14 protein-coding genes, 1 tRNA gene and 1 pseudogene are annotated in these 20,858 nt (G+C 71.5%); 8 read left to right on the top strand and 8 right to left on the bottom strand.

What is annotated here, in order from left to right; all coding sequences use genetic code 11:
* Nucleotides 1–86 precede the first annotated feature (86 nt).
* A complete protein-coding gene (locus tag JX575_RS01425; protein WP_186339928.1) occupies nucleotides 87–1,142 on the bottom strand; it encodes an LLM class flavin-dependent oxidoreductase in 1,056 nt (351 codons plus the stop codon).
* A gap of 148 nt (nucleotides 1,143–1,290) precedes the next feature.
* Between JX575_RS01425 and JX575_RS01420 the strand changes: the two genes are divergently transcribed.
* On the top strand, nucleotides 1,291–1,680 hold the full coding sequence (locus JX575_RS01420) for a VOC family protein (protein WP_186339927.1): 390 nt from the start codon (nucleotides 1,291–1,293) through the stop codon (nucleotides 1,678–1,680).
* A 203-nt stretch (nucleotides 1,681–1,883) separates the two neighbouring features.
* A complete protein-coding gene (locus JX575_RS01415) occupies nucleotides 1,884–2,777 on the top strand; it encodes a hypothetical protein (RefSeq protein WP_186339926.1) in 894 nt (297 codons plus the stop codon).
* An 18-nt stretch (nucleotides 2,778–2,795) separates the two neighbouring features.
* Here the strand turns inward: JX575_RS01415 and JX575_RS01410 are convergent, their stop codons facing one another.
* The 3 genes from JX575_RS01410 to JX575_RS01400 form a co-directional block, all read right to left on the bottom strand.
* On the bottom strand, nucleotides 2,796–3,476 hold the full coding sequence (locus JX575_RS01410; RefSeq protein WP_186339925.1) for a 3-oxoacid CoA-transferase subunit B: 681 nt from the start codon (nucleotides 3,474–3,476) through the stop codon (nucleotides 2,796–2,798).
* Between the two features lie 6 nt (nucleotides 3,477–3,482).
* Entirely contained in the window at nucleotides 3,483–4,310 is an 828-nt protein-coding gene (locus JX575_RS01405; RefSeq protein ID WP_186339924.1) for a CoA transferase subunit A, read from the bottom strand.
* 89 nt (nucleotides 4,311–4,399) lie between these two features.
* Complete coding sequence (locus tag JX575_RS01400) at nucleotides 4,400–10,585, bottom strand: ThuA domain-containing protein (protein WP_186339923.1); 6,186 nt, start codon at nucleotides 10,583–10,585, stop codon at nucleotides 4,400–4,402.
* A gap of 209 nt (nucleotides 10,586–10,794) precedes the next feature.
* Here JX575_RS01400 and JX575_RS01395 point away from each other — a divergent pair, with 209 nt between their 5' ends.
* Both JX575_RS01395 and JX575_RS01390 read left to right on the top strand, forming a co-directional pair.
* Nucleotides 10,795–11,820, top strand: a complete 1,026-nt coding sequence (locus tag JX575_RS01395) for an ArsA-related P-loop ATPase (RefSeq protein WP_186339922.1) — start codon at nucleotides 10,795–10,797, stop codon at nucleotides 11,818–11,820.
* Nucleotides 11,817–12,974 carry an ArsA family ATPase gene (locus JX575_RS01390; protein ID WP_186339921.1) on the top strand — a complete coding sequence of 386 codons (1,158 nt, stop codon included), beginning with the start codon at nucleotides 11,817–11,819 and terminating at the stop codon, nucleotides 12,972–12,974. Before JX575_RS01395 ends, JX575_RS01390 begins: the two co-directional genes overlap by 4 nt.
* A 19-nt stretch (nucleotides 12,975–12,993) precedes the next feature.
* Here JX575_RS01390 and JX575_RS01385 read toward each other — a convergent pair whose 3' ends face one another.
* Complete coding sequence (locus JX575_RS01385; RefSeq protein ID WP_186339920.1) at nucleotides 12,994–13,281, bottom strand: WhiB family transcriptional regulator; 288 nt, start codon at nucleotides 13,279–13,281, stop codon at nucleotides 12,994–12,996.
* Nucleotides 13,282–13,476: 195 nt separating this feature from the next.
* Between JX575_RS01385 and JX575_RS01380 the strand changes: the two genes are divergently transcribed.
* Entirely contained in the window at nucleotides 13,477–15,837 is a 2,361-nt protein-coding gene (locus tag JX575_RS01380; protein ID WP_186339919.1) for a transglycosylase domain-containing protein, read from the top strand.
* A 307-nt stretch (nucleotides 15,838–16,144) separates the two neighbouring features.
* Here JX575_RS01380 and JX575_RS01375 read toward each other — a convergent pair whose 3' ends face one another.
* A complete protein-coding gene (locus JX575_RS01375) occupies nucleotides 16,145–16,603 on the bottom strand; it encodes a GatB/YqeY domain-containing protein (protein ID WP_186339918.1) in 459 nt (152 codons plus the stop codon).
* Here JX575_RS01375 and JX575_RS01370 point away from each other — a divergent pair.
* The 3 genes and pseudogenes from JX575_RS01370 to JX575_RS01360 all read left to right on the top strand — a co-directional run bounded on the left by JX575_RS01370 (nucleotide 16,602) and on the right by JX575_RS01360 (nucleotide 18,390).
* Nucleotides 16,602–17,565 (top strand): annotated as a pseudogene (locus tag JX575_RS01370) (metallophosphoesterase). The gene JX575_RS01375 and the pseudogene JX575_RS01370 sit on opposite strands and share 2 nt — an antisense overlap.
* A 26-nt stretch (nucleotides 17,566–17,591) precedes the next feature.
* The gene (locus JX575_RS01365) at nucleotides 17,592–18,224 is read left to right on the top strand and encodes a dihydrofolate reductase family protein (protein ID WP_186339916.1); all 633 of its coding nucleotides are present in this window, start codon (nucleotides 17,592–17,594) and stop codon (nucleotides 18,222–18,224) included.
* Nucleotides 18,225–18,316: 92 nt separating this feature from the next.
* Nucleotides 18,317–18,390 (top strand) — tRNA-Pro (locus JX575_RS01360).
* A 61-nt stretch (nucleotides 18,391–18,451) separates the two neighbouring features.
* On the opposite strand, the gene JX575_RS01355 is transcribed toward JX575_RS01360, so the two are convergent.
* A complete protein-coding gene (locus tag JX575_RS01355; RefSeq protein WP_186339915.1) occupies nucleotides 18,452–19,501 on the bottom strand; it encodes an aspartate-semialdehyde dehydrogenase in 1,050 nt (349 codons plus the stop codon).
* On the bottom strand, nucleotides 19,498–20,796 hold the full coding sequence (locus JX575_RS01350; RefSeq protein ID WP_186339914.1) for an aspartate kinase: 1,299 nt from the start codon (nucleotides 20,794–20,796) through the stop codon (nucleotides 19,498–19,500). Before JX575_RS01350 ends, JX575_RS01355 begins: the two co-directional genes overlap by 4 nt.
* Nucleotides 20,797–20,858: the final 62 nt, after the last annotated feature.

Raw genomic sequence — 20,858 nt, 5'->3', positions numbered from 1 at the left:
ACTGTAAACAACTCGACTTTATTGTTTTTGGAGTGACAGGAGTTCCCGTGCACCCGCGCTCGGCGGACCCGGCTCGCGGGTGGAGATCAGCGCAGGAGCGGCAGCAGCGCGTCGCCGACGCGCGCGATCTCCTGCTCGTACGGCGTGTCGCTCAGCACGAAGTGGGTGACGCCGAGGTCGGCGTAGCGCCGCAGCGCCTTGGCCACGTCGTCGGGCGAGCCGACCAGCCAGGTGGTGCCCGCGCCGCCACCGCCCACGCGACCGGGAGCGGTGTAGAGGCAGTCGTCGAGCACGTCGCCCCGCTCCGCGAGGTCGAGGAGGCGCTGCTGGCCGACGGCGACCCGGCGGCCCGGGTCGGCGGCCCACTCGTGCTGGCCCTGCGCCATGGCGGCGACCTTGGCCTCCGCGTCGGCCCACGCCTGGTCGGTGGTGTCGCGCACCAGGGTGGTGATGCGCAGGCCGTACTCCAACGGGGGCAGGTCGCGATCGAGCTCGGCGCTCAGCGCGCGGAGGTGCTCGATCCGTGCGGCGACACCGTCGAGGGGCTCGCCCCAGAAGAGCTGCACGTCGGCCTCCGCGGCGGCCGTGCGCTGGGCGGCCTCGGACGCGCCGCCGAAGTAGAGCTGGGGGTGCGGACGGCCCTCGCGCGCCACCGGCTTGTGCTCGAGCGTGGCGCCCGAGGCGCGATAGTGGGCGCCGTCGAAGGCGATGTCGTCCTCGGTCCAGTAGCGGCGCACCAGGCGCATGAACTCGCGCGTGCGGGCGTAGCGCTGCGCCTGGTCGCCCTCGTCGTCGCCGTACTGCGGCTGGTGGTCGGGCCCGCTCACGATGTTGACCTTCACCCGGCCGCCGGAGAGCCGGTCGAGCGTGGCGGCGGACGAGGCGAAGTGGGCCGGCGTCCAGTAGCCCGGCCGGATCGCGATGAGCGGGTTGAAGGTCGTGGTCGCCGCAGCCAGGGCGGTGGCGACGGTGAAGGTGTCGGGTCGCCTCCACCCGGTGCCGATCAGGGCGCCGCCCCACCCGTGGTCCTCGGTGAGCCGGGCGAGGTGGGCGAGCCGCTGCAGGCTGTTGTGGCCCTCGACCGTGTCGTCGAGCCGGTGCCCGGGCGATGCCTGGTTGGGGATGTACCAGAGGAACTCCATCACGCACGACCTTTCATGATTATCTGTAGTGAGTTACTAGAGATATCACGCGGGCCGTCATGGGGGGCGATCGCCCACCTGGTGTCGGCGGCGCGATCGGACGGCCTTGAGGTCAGCCGGTGACCTGATGCGGTCCTAGCCTCGGTCGATGGACATGAAGCTGGAGCTGGTGATGGTGCCCGTGACGGACGTCGACCGGGCCAAGGAGTTCTACGTGAAGGTCGGCTTCGTCGCCGATCACGACCAGACGGTCAGCGACGAGGTGCGCTTCGTGCAGCTGACGCCGCCGGGGTCGGCCTGCTCGATCGCCGTCGGCAAGGGGCTGACCCGGCTCGAGCCCGGCTCGCTCGACAACCTGCAGATGGTGGTCGCGGACGCCGACGCCACCCGCGCGGAGCTGCTCGAGCGCGGCGTCGAGGTCAGCGAGGTGGACGAGCTGGCGTGGGGGCGCTTCGTCCACTTCACCGACCCCGACGGCAACGGCTGGGCCCTCCAGCAGCTGCCCGACTGGTCGGCCGGAGCCGGCGGCGAGGCCTGACGCGGGTCCAGCACCGGCCGGGCTGAGCCTCCCGGCTCGGGGCCAGGCACGGCACGACCCCCCTTGGGGGTGTTCTTCGGACCGGCCTGCCCGACACCACGCGTCTTTCTGCCGGATCCAGCCAGGACGTTTGAGACGATCCCCTGGCGGAGGACCGCTCCGCCGGCATCAGCGCCCCGCAGGACGACGCGAAGGATCCCGCCATGCCTGACGAACGACCGCCCCTGTGGCGCGGGCTGGAGATCGGGCGGCTGCTGCGCGGCTCGCTCGTGGAGATGTTCATCAAGGCCTACGGCGCGGGAGCCGCCCTCAGCGTCGCGCTGAGCGACGCGGAGACGGTGGCGGGCAAGGCCGGCGACGCCGTGCGGGCGGTGCCCAACCTGGCGGAGCGGTACGAACAGGCGAGCTACGCCGTCGACCACCGCGAGGAGATCCAGTCAGCGATCGCCTACCTCAACGACCACACCGTCTCGCAGGACGAGCTCGAGCGGACGGCGGACGACAGCGTGGAGACGTTGGGCGCGATCGAGTCGACCTATGAGCAGCTGGGCGAGGCTCGATCGGTCCTCGAGATCGACGGCATCCGGGGCACCTACGACAACGTCCGCTCGGCCGTGGAGCACGTCGACAACGCCTGGGACGCCAAGCCCGACCTCGAGGCGGTGAGGCAGCTCAGCGAGGTCGCCGAGCAGGTCCGTCCGCTGGTGGGAGAGGTGGACGTGCTCATCCCCGTGTACTACGGCGGGCTGCTGGCCCTGATGGACAACTTCGCTCGCGACGAGATCGTGGGCACCCTGGTCGTGATGGGCGCGGCCCTCGGGATCTCCGTCGTCCTCGGCCGGGCGGTCGGCTTCTGGGTCCGGCGCGGCAGACCGGGGCTCGTCGCGCACGTCGTCCAGCAGGTCGGGGCGCGGGTCTTCCGGCGCTGGTACGTCGACAACCTGCCGCACGTCCTCGGCCCGCCGCTCTACGATGCCGCGCGCGAGCACCTCGAGCGCGAGATCGCGGCGGACCCGGAGCGCGCCCTCGACCCGGCCACCCTGCGGGAGCTCGAGACGTACTTCGCGAGCGACCGCCCCGACCGCGCCGGCCAGTGAGCGACGTCGACCCGGTCCTCAGACCAGCGGCGGCTGCGTCTTCTCCCGCACCTCGTCCTCGGTGACCCCGGGGGCGAGCTCGACGAGCCTGAGCGCGCGGTCACCGAGGGTGCCGGAGGGGGCGACCTCACCGGTGGCGGGGTCGATCACGTCGATGACGGCGAGGTCGGTGATGATCCGCTGCACGACCCGCTTGCCGGTGTAGGGCAGGTCGCACTCGTCGAGGATCTTCAGCGAGCCGTCCTTGGCGGTGTGCTCCATCAGCACGATCACCCGCTTCGCGCCGTGGACCAGGTCCATCGCGCCGCCCATGCCCTTGACCATCTTGCCGGGGATCATCCAGTTGGCGATGTCGCCGTTGGCGGAGACCTGCATCGCGCCGAGGATCGCGGCGTCGATCTTGCCGCCGCGGATCATCCCGAACGACTGCGCGGAGTCGAAGAACGACGCGCCCTTGCGCAGCGTCACCGTCTCCTTGCCCGCGTTGATCAGGTCGGGGTCCTCCTCGCCCTCGAACGGGTAGGCCCCCACGCCGAGGATGCCGTTCTCCGACTGCAGCACCAGCTCCACGTCGTCGCCGACGTAGTTGGGCACCAGCGTCGGCAGCCCGATCCCCAGGTTGACGTACGAGCCGTCCTGCAGCTCCGAGGCCGCCCGCGCGGCCATCTGCTCACGGGTCCAGCCCTTGCGCTCTGCCATCGCCGATCAGCCTCCCAGTCCGAAGCTCGCCGCGTCGTCCGAGCCCGGCACGGGATCCGGCTCGGGCCGCGGGCGCGTGGTGACCTTCTCGATCTTCTTGTCCGCCGACTGCTCGGGCGTCAGTGCGACCACCCGCTGCACGTAGACGCCCGGGGTGTGGATGTCGTTGGGGTCGAGCTCGCCGGGCTCGACGAGCTCCTCGACCTCCGCGATCGTGATCCGCCCGCACATCGCGGCGAGCGGGTTGAAGTTGCGCGCGGACTGCCGGTAGATCAGGTTGCCGTGGCGGTCGCCCTTCCAGGCCCGCACCAGCCCGAAGTCGGCCACGATCGCCTCCTCCAGCACGTACTCCTTGTCGCCCTCGGGCGTCGCGAAGACCTTCGTCTCCTTCGGCGGCGAGGCCACGATGACGTTGCCGGAGTCGTCGTACCTCCACGGCAGCCCGCCCTCGGCGACCTGGGTGCCGACACCGGTCGCGGTGTAGAACGCCGGGATCCCCGAGCCGCCCGCGCGCATCCGCTCCGCGAGCGTGCCCTGCGGGGTCAGCTCGACCTCGAGCTCACCGGAGAGGTACTGCCGCGCGAACTCCTTGTTCTCCCCCACGTAGGACGAGATCATCCGCCGGATCCGCTTCGCGAACAGCAGCCGGCCCAGCCCCCACTCGTCGACGCCGCAGTTGTTGGACACCGCCTCGAGGTCGCTCGTGCCCGCCTCGAGGATCGCGTCGATCAGCACCGACGGGATGCCCGAGAGACCGAACCCGCCCACCGCCAGCCGCGCCCCGTCGGGGATGTCAGCGACCGCCTCGGCCGCGGAAGAGACCACTTTGTCCATGGCGCAGACCCTAGCGGCCGACGACGGGCCGGGTCCGGGAAGGAGGCACCCTTCCCGGACCCGGCCGTCTCACCGCTGGTCGCGCGACCTCACCGCTTGGCCAGGCGCTCCTTGACCTGGGCGAGCAGGGCGGCACGAAGGTCGCCGTCCACCTTGGTGCGGACCAGCTTCCGCAGCGCCTTGAGCTGCTTCCTCGCCGCCCGTCGGTCGCCCGACCGTTCGGCTCGGCGGGCGTCCTTGTCGGCCTCGAGCAGCCTGGCGGCGAGCCTGGGGCCGAGGTCGCCGTCGGCGGCCGCGGCCTTGACGACCTTCTTCAACGACGACGCGCCGGTGGCCCGGACGACGAAGACCACCGTGCGCGAGCCTGTGTTGCCGGCGCGGTCCGTTGCCGTGACCACGAGGGTGTGGCGGCCCGTGGGCAGCGTCCACATCCGCCACTCACCGGCCTCGACGGGCGCGCCGTCCAGCGTGGCGCGCACGCTGCGTACGCCCGACACCGCGTCCGTGGCCGTCCACGCCGCGTCGGCCGTCTTGTGGCTCGGGTAGGTGCGTGCCCGGATCCCGGAGACCGTCACCTGCGGGCCGCCGGTGTCGACGGCGACCGCGGTGGACTGCGCCGTCTCGACGTTGCCCGCCTTGTCGGTCGAGCGGTAGCCGACCGTGTGCTCGCCGTCGGCGACCTTGACCGGTCCGACGTACGCCGTCCAGGGGCCACCATCGATGCGGTGCTCGGTGGACGCCACACCCGAGCCGTCGTCCGTCGCGGCGAGGGTGAAGCTCGGCCCGGTGACGAACCAACCCGCCTCGCCGTCGGCCCTCCCGGGCTGCCAGGTGAGGGTGGTGGCCGGGGCCTTGTCGTCGGTCGGCTCCTCCGTGGGCGGCTCCTCGTCCTCCCCGGCGGCGAGGTGGAAGTAGTCGAAGCCGACCGTGACCGGCTCCTCCTGCTCGGGGCCGATCGCCATCAGGCCGAGCGAGTTGAGCGGCCCGTCGTAGGTGATGCCGTCGCCGATGGGCGTCCACGACGCACCCGCGGTCGACTTCACCGCCGCGGCGTAGCGGGTGCCGACCTTGGTCACCTGCACCCACCAGTAGCCGCTCTCCGTGGTGTCAGGGAGGTCGACCTGGTCGCCGCCGCCGACTCCGTTGCCGCCCTTCTCCGCCGCGAGCTCGGCTCGCAGGTCGAGCACGCTGCCGGGCGCGTTGTAGGCCACGATGTCGGCCTTGGCGTAGTTGTCGTCGTCGCCGTACATCAGCAGTCCGGCGAGCTGCCAGCGCTGCTCGAGCGGGGCCTTGACCTTGGTCTCGGCCACCCAGTCACCCTCCGGCGCGTCCTGCAGGATGAAGTTGCGCGGCGAGACCGGGTTGGCGGCGTTGATGTCGCCCGGCTCCGTCTCGATCTCCAGGTGGCCGCCGGTCACCGACGCCGTGCCCGAGCTGTAGCGCACCGACTCCGCCCAGCGGCAGCCGTCGAGCGCGGTGCCGTCGAACTCGTCGTCGGCCTCGACGCTCGCCGCCTCCCGGTCCGGGGTCACCCGGAACCAGTCCACCTGTGCGACACGCGGGGTGCCGCCGAGGTCGCCCGCGGCCATCAGCCCGATCCGCGCGCCCGACCCGGTCTTGAGGGCGAGCGTGCCGGCGAGGTCGGTCCACGTCGAGCCGTCCGCGGAGTACGCCCCGCGCAGCGTGCCGCCCGAGTTGGTCAGGCGCAGGTGGATGGTGCTCGGGAAGTCGGCCGCCACCACCGGCGCGGCGGGCGTCGCGCGGGTCCCGCCCGTCTCGGACTGGAACTCCACCAGCCGCGAGCCGTTCTGGTGCCGCACGAAGCCGAGCTTGTTGTACTCGTCGTCGGACTGGTGCACGACCAGGCCGGCCCACTGCCAGTGCGAGCTGTGCTCCAGCGTGAGCCTGGTGGTCGCGGTCCAGTCACCGGCGGGCACGGGCTGGCCGGCGAAGCTCACCGGTCCGGCACTGTCCTCGTTGATGTCGCCGGTGGTCACCGGCAGGCGCAGCGAGCCGCCGGCCTGGGTGATCGACGCGCCGGGCGCGTGTCGCATCGCCCACTTGGGCAGCAGTGCCGGCGAGTCGAACTCGTCGCTCACCGGGCCGGTGGCGCAGGTCAGCGGGTCGCCGGGGGTCTCGGGCTCCGGCTCCGGCTCCTGCGGGTCGCTGTCGATCGCGAACTGCGAGAAGTCGGCCGTGCGCACCGCGGACTCGTGGGCCATGACGAACATGCCGACGTCCTGGGTGGACCCGATGCCGGCCAGCGTCGCGGCGGTGCCGACCTGCGTCCAGGCGGTGCCGTTGATGGACCAGTACGCCGACACCTGGTCGCCGCGGCGGCTCAGCTTGAGCCACTTCGGGACCGTGCTGGTGCCGCCGGCGACGGACGCGTCGAGCTGGCCGTTGCCGTCGGGGTCGGTGAGGAACTCCACGCCGTTGGCGCGGCGCCACGCCAGCATGGCGTAGCCGGGCGAGGTGCCGGGCTGCGTCATGTCGTTGCGGATGATGAGCCCGGCCTTGCCGGAGTTGTTGACGAGCGTGCTCGCGTCGACGCGCACGACGGCGTCGTAGTCCTCGTCGCCGCCGGCCGGCTGGTAGAGCGTCGTGTACTGGTCGGTGCCCTGCCAGGCGTTGGCGCCCGCACCGGAGATGCGGAACGCACCGGCGCCGAGCCGCTCGACCTCGCCGTCGACGTTGCTGAACGGCACCAGGTCGCCGAAGAGCTCACCCACCTGCACCTGCACCAGGCGCGAGGTCGTGGTGTTGCCGTCGTCGTCGGTCGCTCGCGCGGTGAGCTCGTGGAGGTCTTCCTCGGCCGGGGTCGTCCACGCGGCGGTGTAGGGCGCGGTGGCGTCCTCGCCGATCTTGGTCTCCCCCGCGAAGAACTCCACCTTCTCGATCGAGCCGTCGGCGTCGGCCGCCTCGGCGGCCACGGTGACCTCGGTGCCGGGGTCGAGCTGGTCGCCGTCGACCGGCTCGGTGATCGACACGACCGGCTTGGCGGTCGGCGAGCTGCCCTGGCCGATGGCCTCGAAGAAGTTGAGCTTGATGTCGTGGGGGCCGGTGAAGACCAGGAACAGGTCCATCGTCTCGTTGCCGAGCTCGCTCACGTCGACCGCGACGTCGCGGTACTGCAGTCCGGTGGCCGGGACCTCGGCGGTGCCGACCACCTCACCGGTCGGGCCGTCCTTGCGCAGCTCGATGGTGCCGCCGGCGGCGTTGGCCTGGACCCGCAGGTTGAAGGTGTCGATGCGGTGGAAGCTGACCGGCTCGAACTCCAGCCAGGCGCCGTCCCTGCCGACCACGACCTGGCCGCCGCCGGCCGCGTCACGGCCCGGTGCCAGGGTGGCCGTGTCCGACTTGGCGTCGAACCACTCGGCCTGGCGCAGCTTGGGGAAGATCACCGAGGTGTCCGAGCCCAGGAGCGGGTTGTCGCCGTCGGCGCCACCGGTGTCGGTGTAGCGCGCGTCGATGGCGTAGAAGATGTTCTCGTCGGCGGCGTGGCCGCCGATGCTCGTCACGGTGCTGCCGGTGAGGCCGCGTGAGGCGACCAGCGGGTGGGCGTGGTCGTCGTGGCCCAGCGCGGGCTGCACCTCGACGGCCTGCGGGTCGACCGACTCCTCCTCGGGGTCGGTCACCTCGACGTTCCAGCTGATCTCGTCGCCGAAGTCGAAGAACGAGCCATCCGGCGGGGACTCGAGCTCCACGACCGGCCGGGTGTTGCCGACCGTGATCGGGGAGGTCGTCGTGCCGATCTTGCCGGCCGGGTCGGTGACCGTCAGGCGGGCGTCGAAGACACCCTCCTCGGTGTAGGTGTGGGTGGCGGTGACGCCGGTGGCGTCGGTGGTGCCGTCGCCGTCGAAGTCCCACTCGTAGGTGAGCTCCTCGCCCTCGGGGTCGGTGGAGTCGCCGCCGTCGAAGCTCACCTCGAGCGGCGCGGGACCCGAGTCGGGCTCGGCGTCGATGCGGGCGACCGGCGAGCGCGAGCCGCTGATGTAGTCGATGCGGTAGAGCCCGGACGTGGGGTTGTCGCGGCCGTAGCCGCCGCCCCAGTCCAGGACGTACATCGAGCCGTCGGGGCCGAACTTGGAGTCGATCGGCGCGAGGAACGGCACGTCGGGCAGGAACGGGTTGACCTTCTCGACCTCCGTGCCGGGGGTGCCGGACGCGGGGTCCTTGAGCTGGATCGAGAACATCTTGTTGCGCGCCCAGTCGTAGAAGAAGGGCTTGCCGTCGTAGTACTCCGGGAACTTGGTGTCGGACTCGAGCTCCTCGTCGAAGCGGTAGACCGGGCCACCCATGGGCGCGAGGCCGCCGCCCTGCGGGATGGCGCCGACCGACGAGCGGCGGTAGCCGTAGTACATGTCCGCGGCACGAGCCGGCGGCAGGTTGGTCAGGCCGGTGTTGCGCACCGAGTCGTTGACCGGGTTGGCGCAGTCGAAGTAGTCGCCGACGACCGGCGGGTTGAGCGGGGTGGTGCTCCCGTAGTCGACGTCGCGGAAGGGCTCGCCGTGGGGGTTCTGGCCCTGGTGGTTGCCGCCCATGCACAGCGGCCAGCCGTAGTTGCCGGGGCTCTTGATGAGGTTCCACTCCGCGATGCCCGCCGGACCGCGCGTCGCGGGTGCGTCGGTGCCGTTGTCGGGCGAGTAGTCGGCCATGCTCAGCCAGCCGGTCTCGCTGTCGACGGAGAACCGGAACGGGTTGCGGAAGCCCATCGCGTAGATCTCGGGCAGCGTCTTGTCGCGACCGGCGTCCTCGGCCTCGGGGAACAGATTGCCGTCGGGGATGGTGTAGCTGGAGCCGGCACCGGGCTGGCCCGGGTCGTCGACCGGGGTGATGCGCAGGATCTTGCCGCGCAGGTCGTTGGTGTTGGCCGAGGTCTCGCGGGCGTCGTGGAAGGTGCCGGCGCGCTCGGAGAGCGGGGCGTAGCCGCCGGAGGGCTCGGAGTGCGGGTTGACGTCGTCACCCACGCCGATGAAGAGGTTGCCGCCGTCGTCGATGTCGAGGCCGCCGCCGGTGTGGCCGGGCTCGTCGGGCAGGCGGCGGGCAGGGATCTCGATGATCACCTTCTCCGAGGCGGGGTCGACCGAGCCGCCCTCGAAGGTGAAGCGGGAGACGGTGGAGACGAAGTTGTCGGGGTCGGCGTTGTCGGGCGACTCGGCGGAGCGGTAGAGGAAGACGTGGCCGTTGGTCGTGAAGTCGGGGTCGAGCGCGACGCCGAGCAGGCCGTCCTCGCCGCCGGAGTAGACCGGGAGCGACAGCACGGTGGTCACCGCCTGGGTCTCCGGGTCGTACATGCGCAGCTGGCCGCGGACGAGCTCGGTGTAGAAGACCAAGCCGTTGTCGGCGACGTCGATGGCGTAGGGCGCGGAGGTGTTCTGGTCGAGCGGGATACGCTCGAAGTTGCTCCACACGGTGCCGCCGCAGTCGCCCTCCTCGAGGCCGGCGACGTACTTCACGCCGCCGACGAGCTCGGCCATGAACTCCGGCTCGTCGTAGTGGGACGGGAAGTGGCCCAGGGCGGTGCCCCAGAAGCGGCCGCCCTCGTAGGGCTTGCACCAGGTGATCGGGTGGTCGTAGCCCATGGTGCCGCCGGAGTAGGTCGACTCGTCCATCGACTGCAGCACGTGGGCGGAGCCGCGCACGTTGTTGCTGAAGTTGTACCACTCGTCGTTGCGGGTCCAGCGGGTCACGTCGTCGGTGCCCGTGAAGTGCCGGGTCGAGGGGTGGGTGGTGTCCTCGTTGCGCACCACGCCCGACGGGCCCGGGTCGGTGCCGGTGGGGGCGTGGCCGGGCATCATCGAGCCGACCATCTCGTCCCACCAGGGGTAGTTGCCGCGCATGTCCAGCGCGTTGTGCACCGCCGCGATGCCGTTGCCCTGCGCCATCCAGCGCTCCATGGCCGCCTTCTCCGAGGCGTTCCAGGGGTCGCCGTTGGCCTGGAAGACGAGGATCGCGTCGTAGGGCGCGAGGCCCTCGTCGGTGAAGACGGCCTCCGACCCGCCGGCGGTCTCCTTGTGCACCACCGTGACCGTCATGCCCTCGGCCTCGAGCGCCGCCTTCACCTTCGGCGTCGCCTGGGCGATGGCGGCGTCGTGCCAGTCACCCGCCTGGTCCTCGGTGAAGATCAGCACGTGGCCGTGGCCGTCGTGGGCCTGGGCGGGCAGCGCCGCGACGACGCCGAGCAGGACGCCGCCGACGAGGGCGAGCACGGCGGTCAGCGCGGTGGCGACGGTGGACCGGCGTGCGATCCGTCGCGAGGTGGTGGTGGACATCCCAGGGCCTCCGAGAGTGCGGCGTGCGGGCGGGCGTGGTGGCAGTGCCGGACAGGCCTGTGATGTGGGTCACTGGTGGTCCAAGCCAGACGCTCCCAGACTTTTGTCTGATGGTCAACCAAAAGACGGTGCCAGTCATGGGAAAGACGCGCGGGCAGAGGTAGAAGCACCCGGCGCGCGGCACGGGCGGGCTGGCTATCCTCGGCAGCGTGTGCCCCCGTGCCGACCACCCCTCCGACTGGCCGAAGGTGCGCCTGCACGTCGTGACGGGCAAGGGCGGCACCGGCAAGTCCACGGTCGCCGCGGCGCTGGCGCTCGCGCTGGCCGGGGAGGGACGCACCGTCCTGCTCTGCGAGGTCGAGGGCCGGCAGGGCATCGCCCGGATGTTCGACGTCGACCCGCTGCCCTACCAGGAGCGCCGCATCGCCAAGGGCGCCCCCGGCGACGGGGGTCGCGCCGGCCAGGTCCACGCCCTGCACATCGACCCGGAGTCGGCGCTGCTGGAGTACCTCTCGATGTACTACAAGCTCGGCCGCGCCGGGAAGGCGCTCGACCGCTTCGGCGTCATCGACTTCGCCACCACCATCGCCCCCGGCGTGCGCGACGTGCTCCTCACCGGCAAGGTCTACGAGGCGGTGCAGCGTCCGCGCGGCGCGCGCAACAAGGAGCAGATCGCCTACGACGCCGTGGTGCTCGACGCGCCTCCCACGGGGCGCATCTGCCAGTTCCTCGGGGTCAACTCCGAGCTGGCCGGACTTGCCAAGGTGGGGCCGATCAAGTCGCAGGCCGACAAGGTGATGGAGCTGCTCCGCTCCCCGCGCACGGCCGTGCACCTCGTCACGATCCTCGAGGAGATGCCCGTGCAGGAGACCGCGGACGGCATCGCCCAGCTGCGTGAGGCGGGGCTGCCGGTGGGCGGGGTCGTGGTCAACCTCGTGCGCCCGCAGGAGCTGGGCGCGAGCGCGCTCGCCCAGGTCCGTGCGGGCGCGGTCGACCCGACCGAGGTCGCCTCCGACCTGGCCCGCGCCCGCGTCGACGTCGACACCGGGCTGGTGGAGTCGCTGGTCGCCGAGGCGCGCGACCACGCCGTACGCCGGCGCCTAGAGGACGAGCAGCGCGCGCTGGTCGCGGCCGAGGGCGTGCCGACCTACGAGCTGCCGCGCCTCGCCGGCGGCATCGACCAGGGTGCCCTCGTCGAGCTGGCCCAGCTCCTGCGACGCCAGGGGATGGCATGAGGCCCGCGGGCGACGGGGTCCCGCCGGCGCCGGCGCTCGACGTCGACGCGCTGCTCGACGACCCGACGACCGAGATCATCGTGTGCTGCGGCGCCGGCGGCGTCGGCAAGACGACCACGTCCGCGGCGCTCGCGCTGCGGGCAGCCGAGCGCGGTCGCAAGGTCGTCGTGCTGACCATCGACCCGGCCCGCCGCCTCGCGCAGTCGATGGGCATCGAGCAGCTCGACAACACCCCGCGCCCGGTCGCCGCCGTCGACGCGACCGCCGGCGGCTCGCTCGACGCGATGATGCTCGACATGAAGCGCACCTTCGACGAGGTGGTCGAGTCGCAGGCCAGCCCGGAGAAGGCCAGGCAGATCCTGGAGAACCCGTTCTACGTCGCGCTCTCCAGCTCGTTCGCCGGCACCCAGGAGTACATGGCGATGGAGAAGCTCGGCCAGCTGCACCGACAGGCGCTGGCCGACGGCAGCCACGACCTGATCGTCGTCGACACGCCCCCGTCGCGCTCGGCGCTCGACTTCCTCGACGCGCCTGAGCGCCTGTCGAGCTTCCTCGACGGTCGCTTCATCCGGCTGCTGCTCGCCCCGGCGCGCGGCCCGGCCAGGCTGATGACGGCCGGCTTGTCGGTGGTGACCAACGCGCTGACCAAGGTGCTCGGCGCGCAGGTGCTGCGCGACATGCAGACGTTCGTCGCGGCCTTCGACACCCTCTTCGGCGGGTTCCGCCAGCGGGCCGAGCAGACCTTCGCGCTGCTGCAGGCCGACGGCACGGCGTTCGTCGTGGTCGCCGCGCCGGAGCCCGACGCCCTGCGCGAGGCCGCCTACTTCGTCGACCGGCTCACCGACGACGACATGCCGCTCGCCGGCCTGGTCGTCAACCGCGCCAGCCCGTCGGCGCGCACCGAGCTGTCGGCTGCGGAGGCGGTCGCCGCCGCGGACCGGCTCCAGGAGACCGACTCGGCGTCGCTCACCGCGGGACTGCTGCGGCTGCACGCCGACCGGGTGCGCCTGATCGAGCGCGAGCGCCACCTGCGCGAGCGCTTCGCCGCCGCCCACCCGCAGGTGCCGACGGCGGTCGTGCCGGCGATGGCCGGCGACGTCCACGACCTCGACGGCCTGCGCGAGATCGGCGAGAGCCTGGCGCGGGGCGCCTGACCCGTGGTCAGACGTCGGCTCAGACGTTGACGGCCGGGGCCTCGACCTTGGTGCGGGCGGTCTCGAGGATCGTGCGCCACGACGAGCCGGGCTTGCGGCGGAGCAGCGCACGGCGCTCACGCTCGGTCATGCCGCCCCAGACGCCCCACTCGATCTGGTTGTCCAGCGCCTCGGCCAGGCACTCGGTGCGCACGGGGCATCCCGCGCAGACCTGCTTCGCCTTGTTCTGCTCGGCGCCCCGCACGAAGAGTGCGTCCGGCGTGTCGCCCTTGCATGCGGCGCGTGCTGCCCAGTCCTCGACCCACATAAGTCAAACCCCACGGTGATTGTCGAGCCGGTCGGCCGCCCCCATAGCGGCCATCCTCGACTCAGAATGAAAAGTAAACGAACGACACGGGTAGAGGCAGGGGCCGAGTGGCCCAATTCGTATAGTCCGATCTGACTACTCCGCTGCGCCGCTTGGATTCCGGATGGTAGGGGCGCGCCGCGTAGTCTGGTTGCCATGTCCTCACGCTCGTCCTCGCCCTCCGGGCGCCGCCAGGGCCCCGACGCCGGACGCGTCGCGTCCCACCTCGCGGTGATGGCGGCCGTCGCCGTCGTGATGGGCGTCCTCGTCGCCTGCCTCGCCATCCCGTTCGCGGGCATCGTGGGGGTCGCGGCCAAGGACGTCAGCAAGGGCATGGTCAACCTCCCCGAGTCGCTCGAGGCCAAGGACCTGTCGCAGAAGACGCGCATCTACGACGTCAACGGCAACCTGATCGCCTCGCTCTACGACCAGAACCGCATCAACGTGTCGCTCGGCTCGATCTCGCGGCCGATGGTGAAGGCCATCGTGGCGATTGAGGACTACCGCTTCTACGACCACGGCGCGCTCGACCTCAAGGGCACGCTCCGCGCGTTCATCACCAACCAGGCCAACGGCGGCTCCGTGCAGGGTGGCTCCTCGATCACCCAGCAGATGGTCAAGCAGACGCTGCTCTACCAGGCCGAGACCGACGAGGAGCGCAAGGCCGCGACCGAGGAGACCTACGCGCGCAAGGTCCGCGAGCTGCGCTACGCGATCGCGTTCGAGCAGAACCACAGCAAGGACTGGATCCTCGAGCGCTACCTCAACATCGCCTACTTCGGCGACGGCGCCTTCGGCGTCCAGTCGGCCGCGCGCCACTTCTTCTCCAAGAACGCCAAGGACCTCAACATGCTCGAGGCGGCGACGCTGGCGGGCCTGGTGAAGAACCCGGTCGGCTACGACCCCGTCGACAACCCCGAGCGTGCCGAGAGCCGGCGCAACGTCGTCCTCGACCGGATGGCCCAGCTCGGCATCCTGACCGAGAAGAAGGCCGAGCGCCTCAAGAACAGGCCGCTGGAGAAGACGCTCGACATCGAGACCTCCCCCAACGGCTGCCAGCAGTCGCGGGCGCCGTTCTTCTGCGACTACGTCGTCAACTGGCTGCTCAAGGACCCCGTCCTCGGCGACACGCCGAAGGAGCGCCGCCGCACGCTCAACAACGGCGGCCTGACGATCAACACCACGATCGACCTCGACATGCAGAAGGCCGCCGACGACTCGGTGTCCTCCCACGTCTTCCAGACCGACCAGGCCATCGGCGGCCTGGCGATGATCGAGCCGGGCACCGGTGACGTCCGCGCGCTCGCCCAGTCGCGCCCGATGGGCAAGGACAAGTTGGGCGGCGAGACCTACCTCAACTACACGGTCCCGAAGAAGTACGGAGACGCCAACGGCTTCCAGGCCGGGTCGACGTTCAAGCTCTTCGTCCTCGCCGCGGCCATCAACCAGGGGATCCCGCTGAGCACGGGCATCAGCTCCCCGCAGCAGATGGACATCCCCGACTACGAGTTCGAGACCTGCGACGGCCCGTACGCCGGCGAGGGCAGCTGGCCGGTGGCCAACTCGACGGGCGCGGGCACGTTCAACCTCTACACGGGCACGCAGGTGTCGGTGAACACCTTCTTCGCCCAGCTCGAGATGCGCACGGGCATGTGCGAGCCGCTGGAGCTCGCCAAGCAGATGGGCGTCACGGTGCCCCCGGAGCAGCAGGTGCCGTCGTGGATCCTGGGCGTCTCCGACACCGACCCGCTCACCATGGCGCAGGCCTACGCGACGTTCGCGGCCCGCGGGCTGCACTGCGACCCGCGCCCGGTCACCGCGGTGCTCGACTCCTCCGGGGAGATGCTCAAGGAGTTCCCCAGCGAGTGCGAGCAGGTCATGCCCAGCGCCACGGCCGACGCCGTCAACGACATCCTGCGCGGCGTCATGGAGCCCGGCGGCTTCGGCCAGAACATCGCGATCGACAAGCCGTCGGCGGGCAAGACCGGCACCAACAACAGCAACATGGCCGTGTGGTTCGTCGGCTACACGCCGAAGCTCGCCACCGCGGCGATGGTCGCCGGCGCCAACGAGTTCGGCGAGTGGCTCACCCTCAACGGCCAGGTGGTCGGCGGCAGCTACATCAGCAGCGCGTTCGGCTCCACCGTCGCCGGCCCGATCTGGGGCGACGCGATGGCGGCGGTGTCGCCCAAGCTCGACTACGAGGACTTCCAGGCCCCGCCCGGCGACGAGATCGCCGGCGTGCTCGCCGCCGTGCCCGACGTGACCGGCCAGAGCGTCGAGGCCGCCACGGCCACGCTCCAGGGCGCCGGCTTCACCGTCGCCGACGGCGGCCAGGTCAACTCCGAGATGGAGGAGGGCCTGGTGGCCTCCACCTCCCCCGACCCCGGCACCCGGCTGAGCAGCGGCGACCCGGTCACGCTCTACACCTCGACCGGCTACGTCCCGCCCCCGCCCAAGGGCAACGGCGGCGGGAAGGGTCGCGGCGGCCGCGGCGGCGGTCGCGGCAACGGCTGAGCCGAGTCGGCGCGTTCTGACGCCTACTCAACGCCGAGTCGGCGCGTTCTGACGGCATTGGAGCGCCGAGTCGGCGCGTCCTGACGGCATTGGAGCGCCGAGTCGGCGCGTCCTGACGGCATTGGAGCGCCGAGTCGGCGCGTCCTGACGGCGCTGACGCGCCGAGTCGGCGCGTCCTGACGGCGCTGGAGGGTCGAGTCGGCGCATTCTGACGGCTACCTGTCAGGACGGGCCGACTCGACGGGTATCAGCAGTCAGGACGAGCCGACTCGGCGGGTATCGGCAGTCAGGACGAGCCGACTCGACGTCAGCCGAGCTGGCGGCGCACCTCGGCGGCCACGGCGCCGCCGTCGGCGCGGCCCTTGACCTGGGGCGTCACGACGCCCATCACCTTGCCCATGGCGCGCATACCCTCGCCGGCCGCGCCGGTCTGGGCGATGGCGGCCGTGACGAGCTCGGCGATCTCGGCCTCGGTGAGCGGGGCCGGGAGGTAGTCGGCGATGACCTCGCCCTCGGCGGCCTCCTTGGCCGCCATCTCGGGGCGGCCGCCCTCCTCGAAGGCCACGGCCGCCTCGCGGCGTCGCTTGGCCTCGGTCGACAGCACGCCGATGATGTCGTCGTCGGAGAGCTCGCGGGCCTGCTTGCCGGCGACCTCGGCGTTGGTGATGGCGGTCAGCACCATCCGCAGCGTGGAGGAGCGCAGCTCGTCGCGCGCCTTGATGGCGGTGGTGAGGTCGGCGCGGAGACGGTCCTTCAGGGCACTCATGGGAGCCATTGTGGCAGCCTTGGCGGATGCGTTCCCTCCCCCTTGTACGCCGCACGCTCGGCCTCGGTGCCCTCGCCGGCGCCGGACTGGCGGCGTACGCCGCGTGGGAGGCCCGGCAGTACACCCTCCGTCACGTCACCGTGCCCCTCCTGCCCCCCGGTCACGCCCCGCTGAGGGTGCTGCACCTCAGCGACATCCACATGGCGCCCGACCAGCGGGCCAAGCAGGAATGGCTGCGCGGGCTGGCCGCGCTCGAGCCCGACCTGGTGATCGACACCGGCGACAACCTCGCCCACATGCGCGCCGTGCCGGTGGTCGCCGACGCCCTGGCCGGGCTGCTGGAGGTGCCGGGCGCCTACGTGCTCGGCTCCAACGACTACTACGCGCCCGGCTTCCGCAACCCCTTCGGCTACCTGCTGCCCGACACCGGCAAGCGCAACACCTCGGTGCCCCAGCTGCCGTGGCCCGAGCTCAAGGAGCACTTCGACAAGGCCGGCTGGCTCGACCTCACCAACGGCTTCGGCACGCTCACGGTGCGCGGCACCACGATCGCGTTCGCCGGCGTCGACGACCCGCACCTGGCCTACGACGACCTCGAGCGGGTCGCCGGGCAGGCCGACCCGACGGCCGACCTGCGCCTGGCCGTCGCCCACGCGCCCTACCTGCGGGTGCTCGACCAGTTCGCCGCCGACGGCTACGACGCGATCATCGCCGGGCACACCCATGGCGGCCAGGTGTGCCTGCCCACCATCGCCGGCCGCGGCCGGGCCCTCACGACCAACTGCGACCTCGAGCCCGCGCGCGCCCGCGGGCTGCACCGCCACCCCGCCGACTCCGCTCCCGGTGCCCCGGGATCGGCCTGGCTGCACGTCTCGGCCGGTCTCGGCACCAACCCCTACGTGCGCCTCCGGGTGGCCTGCCGCCCGGAGGCCACGCTGCTGACGCTGGTGCCGGCAGCCTGAGCATCGCCTCTCGTGAAGGAGTCACCATGCCGCTCGTCCGGGTCCACAACTTCTCCATCTCCCTCGACGGCTTCGGCTCCGGCGAGCCGCAGTCCCTGGAGTCCCCCTTCGGCCACGCCGGGGAGCGGCTCCACCAGTGGATGTTCGCCACCAGCTTCTGGGACCTGGAGGGCGGCGGGCGCGGCGTCGACGCCGTCTTCGCCGCCCGCCACGAGGAGGGCATCGGCGCGGAGATCATGGGCGCCAACAAGTTCGGCCCACCCGGGTGGCAGGACGACCCCGACTGGCGCGGGTGGTGGGGGGACGACCCGCCGTTCCACACCCCGACCTACGTCCTCACGCACCGGACGAGGCCGCCGCTGGAGATGGACGGCGGCACCACCTTCCACTTCCTCGACGCCTCCCCCGCCGACGCGCTCGCCGTCGCGCGCGAGGCGGCCGGCGGCCTCGACGTACGCCTCGGCGGCGGTGCGACGGTGGTGCGAGAGTTCGTGGCCGCCGATCTCGTCGACCACCTGCACCTCGTCGTCGTGCCGATCGTCCTCGGTCGCGGCAGCTGGCTGTGGGGCGGGCTGGCCGGCCTCGAGGACCGCTTCGACACCGAGGCCGTGTCCTCGCCCAGCGGCGTCGTCCACCTGACGCTGACCCGCCGCCACTGACGGTGCCCACGGGCCGGGGCGATTTCAGACGGCCCCTCCTGCTCCGGTATGCTCGCCCGCGTTGCCCGGACAGACTTTCGTGGTCCGGGCGGCGGGCTGTGGCGCAGCTTGGTAGCGCGCCTCGTTCGGGACGAGGAGGCCGCAGGTTCAAATCCTGTCAGCCCGACACACGGAGATCCCGGACCCCTCAGGGGTCCGGGATCTCGTCGTTCACCGGCCGGGTGGGCTCAGCGGGCGGCGGCGACGAGCTCGGCGATCTGCACGGTGTTGAGCGCGGCGCCCTTGCGCAGGTTGTCGTTGCTGATGAAGAGCGCGAGGCCGCGGTCGTCGGGGACGCCCGGATCCTGCCGCAGCCGTCCGACGTACGACGGGTCGCGGCCGGCCGCCTTGAGCGGGGTCGGCACCTCCTCGAGCGCCACCCCCTCGGCCGAGGCGAGGATCTCGCGGGCGCGGGCGGGGGTCATCGGCCGCTCGAACTCGGCGTTGACCGCGAGCGAGTGGCCGGTGAAGACCGGGACGCGGACGCAGAGGCCGGAGACCAGGAGGTCGGGCAGGCCGAGGATCTTGCGCGACTCGTTGCGGAGCTTCTGCTCCTCGTCGGTCTCGTTGAGCCCGTCGTCGACGATCGAGCCCGCCATCGGCAGCACGTTGTAGGCGATGGGCTCGACGTAGGTCGTCGGCTCGGGGAACGAGATCGCGGAGCCGTCGTAGGCCAGCTCCCGGGCCTTGTCGCCCGCCGCAGCCACGCCGTCGGCCAGCTCGTCGACGCCGGCCACCCCGGAGCCGGAGACGGCCTGGTAGGTGGAGACGATGAGGCGGGTCAGGCCGGCCTCGTCGTGCAGCGCCTTGAGGATCGGCATCGCTGCCATCGTCGTGCAGTTGGGGTTGGCGATGATGCCGCGCCCGGCCTCGATGACGCCGGCCATCGCGTCGGGGTTGACCTCCGAGACGACCAGCGGGATGTCGGGGTCCTTGCGGAACGCCGAGGAGTTGTCGACGACGATCACTCCCGCGTCCACGAACCTCGGCACCAGCGCCCGCGAGGTGGTGGCGCCGGCGGAGAACAGCGCGATGTCGAGCCCGGTGGGGTCGGCGCTCGCCGCGTCCTCGACGGTGATGTCGCGATCACCGAACGCGAGCACCGTGCCGGCGGAGCGCGAGGAGGCGAAGAAGCGGACCTGGTCGGCCGGGAAGTCGCGCTCGAGCAGGATCTGGCGCATCGCCACCCCCACCTGGCCCGTCGCACCGACGATGCCGATGTTGACCTTGTCGCTCATCGCCCGGTGCCTCCGTAGACCACGGCCTCGACCTCGTCGGCGTCGAGGTCGAACGCCGTGTGCGTCGCGCGGACCGCGTCGTCGACGGCCGACTCGTCCACGATGACCGAGATCCGGATCTCGGAGGTGGAGATCATCTCGATGTTGACCCCCGCCGAGGCGAGCGCGGCGAAGAACTTCGAGGTGATGCCGGGGTGGGAGCGCATGCCGGCACCGATCAGCGAGACCTTGCCGATCTTGTCGTCGTAGAGCAGCTTGTCGTAGCCCACCTCCGCCTGGATCCGCGCGAGCGCGGTCATCGCGACCTGTCCGTCGCTGCGGGGCAGCGTGAAGGAGATGTCGGTGAGGCTGGTCGCCGCGGCGGAGACGTTCTGCACGATCATGTCGAGGTTGACCTGCGCGTCGGCGAGCGCCTCGAAGATCCGGGCGGCCTCGCCCACCTTGTCGGGGACCCCGACGACGGTGATCTTGGCCTCGCTGCGGTCGTGGGCGACGCCGGCGATGATGGGCTGTTCCATGGTGTCTCCCTCGCTGGGTCCGGCTGGTCCGGGGTCGAGCTGCGGGTCGTCGACGACCCAGGTGCCTTCGAGCTGGCTGAACGACGACCGCACGTGGATCGGGATGCCGTAGCGGCGGCCGTACTCCACGCACCGCAGGTGCAGGATCTTGGAGCCGCAGGCGGCCAGCTCGAGCATCTCCTCGTAGGACACCTTGCTGAGCTTGCGGGCGGTGGGCACGATGCGCGGGTCGGCGGTGAAGATCCCGTCGACGTCGGTGTAGATCTCGCACACGTCGGCGTCGAGCGCGGCTGCGAGCGCCACCGCGGTGGTGTCGCTGCCCCCGCGGCCGAGCGTGGTGATCTCCTTGGTGTCGGCCGAGACGCCCTGGAAGCCGGCCACGATGACGATGTGGCCCTCCCCGATCGCCTGGGTGATGCGCCCGGGCGTGACGTCGATGATCTTGGCCCTGCCGTGCACCGAGTCGGTGATCACGCCCGCCTGAGAGCCGGTGAACGACCGCGCGGTGTAGCCGAGGTCGCTGATCGCCATGGCCACCAGGGCCATGGAGATCCGCTCGCCGGCGGTCAGCAGCATGTCCATCTCGCGTGCCGGCGGCAGCGGCGAGACGCTTGTGGCCAGGTCCTCCAGGTCGTCGGTCGTGTCGCCCATGGCGGAGACGGCGACGACGACGTCGTGCCCGGCCTTCTTGATGTCCACGATGCGTCGGGCGACGCGCTTGATGGCGTCGGCGTCGGCGAGCGAGGAGCCGCCGTACTTCTGCACGACAATGCCCACGGTTGGTCCTCGGGATCGGTGTGCGGCCGTCGAGGGCCGCGGTGCTCTGGCGTGCCTGCCGG

Source organism: Nocardioides sp. zg-1228 (assembly GCF_017086465.1).
Lineage (GTDB): Bacteria > Actinomycetota > Actinomycetes > Propionibacteriales > Nocardioidaceae > Nocardioides.
Note: the sequence above shows the minus strand (reverse complement) of the source record. Positions and strands in the feature narration are given on the sequence as shown.

What these genes read in the sequence shown, in the direction of transcription:
- JX575_RS01405 (WP_186339924.1), bottom strand. Translation starts at nt 4,310, where the DNA reads ATGGACAAAGTGGTCTCTTCCGCGGCCGAGGCGGTCGCTGACATCCCC.
- JX575_RS01390 (WP_186339921.1), top strand. Translation starts at nt 11,817, where the DNA reads ATGAGGCCCGCGGGCGACGGGGTCCCGCCGGCGCCGGCGCTCGACGTC.
- JX575_RS01400 (WP_186339923.1), bottom strand. Translation starts at nt 10,585, where the DNA reads ATGTCCACCACCACCTCGCGACGGATCGCACGCCGGTCCACCGTCGCC.
- JX575_RS01385 (WP_186339920.1), bottom strand. Translation starts at nt 13,281, where the DNA reads ATGTGGGTCGAGGACTGGGCAGCACGCGCCGCATGCAAGGGCGACACG.
- JX575_RS01425 (WP_186339928.1), bottom strand. Translation starts at nt 1,142, where the DNA reads ATGGAGTTCCTCTGGTACATCCCCAACCAGGCATCGCCCGGGCACCGG.
- JX575_RS01375 (WP_186339918.1), bottom strand. Translation starts at nt 16,603, where the DNA reads ATGAGTGCCCTGAAGGACCGTCTCCGCGCCGACCTCACCACCGCCATC.
- JX575_RS01355 (WP_186339915.1), bottom strand. Translation starts at nt 19,501, where the DNA reads ATGAGCGACAAGGTCAACATCGGCATCGTCGGTGCGACGGGCCAGGTG.
- JX575_RS01365 (WP_186339916.1), top strand. Translation starts at nt 17,592, where the DNA reads ATGCCGCTCGTCCGGGTCCACAACTTCTCCATCTCCCTCGACGGCTTC.
- JX575_RS01380 (WP_186339919.1), top strand. Translation starts at nt 13,477, where the DNA reads ATGTCCTCACGCTCGTCCTCGCCCTCCGGGCGCCGCCAGGGCCCCGAC.
- JX575_RS01410 (WP_186339925.1), bottom strand. Translation starts at nt 3,476, where the DNA reads ATGGCAGAGCGCAAGGGCTGGACCCGTGAGCAGATGGCCGCGCGGGCG.
- JX575_RS01415 (WP_186339926.1), top strand. Translation starts at nt 1,884, where the DNA reads ATGCCTGACGAACGACCGCCCCTGTGGCGCGGGCTGGAGATCGGGCGG.
- JX575_RS01420 (WP_186339927.1), top strand. Translation starts at nt 1,291, where the DNA reads ATGGACATGAAGCTGGAGCTGGTGATGGTGCCCGTGACGGACGTCGAC.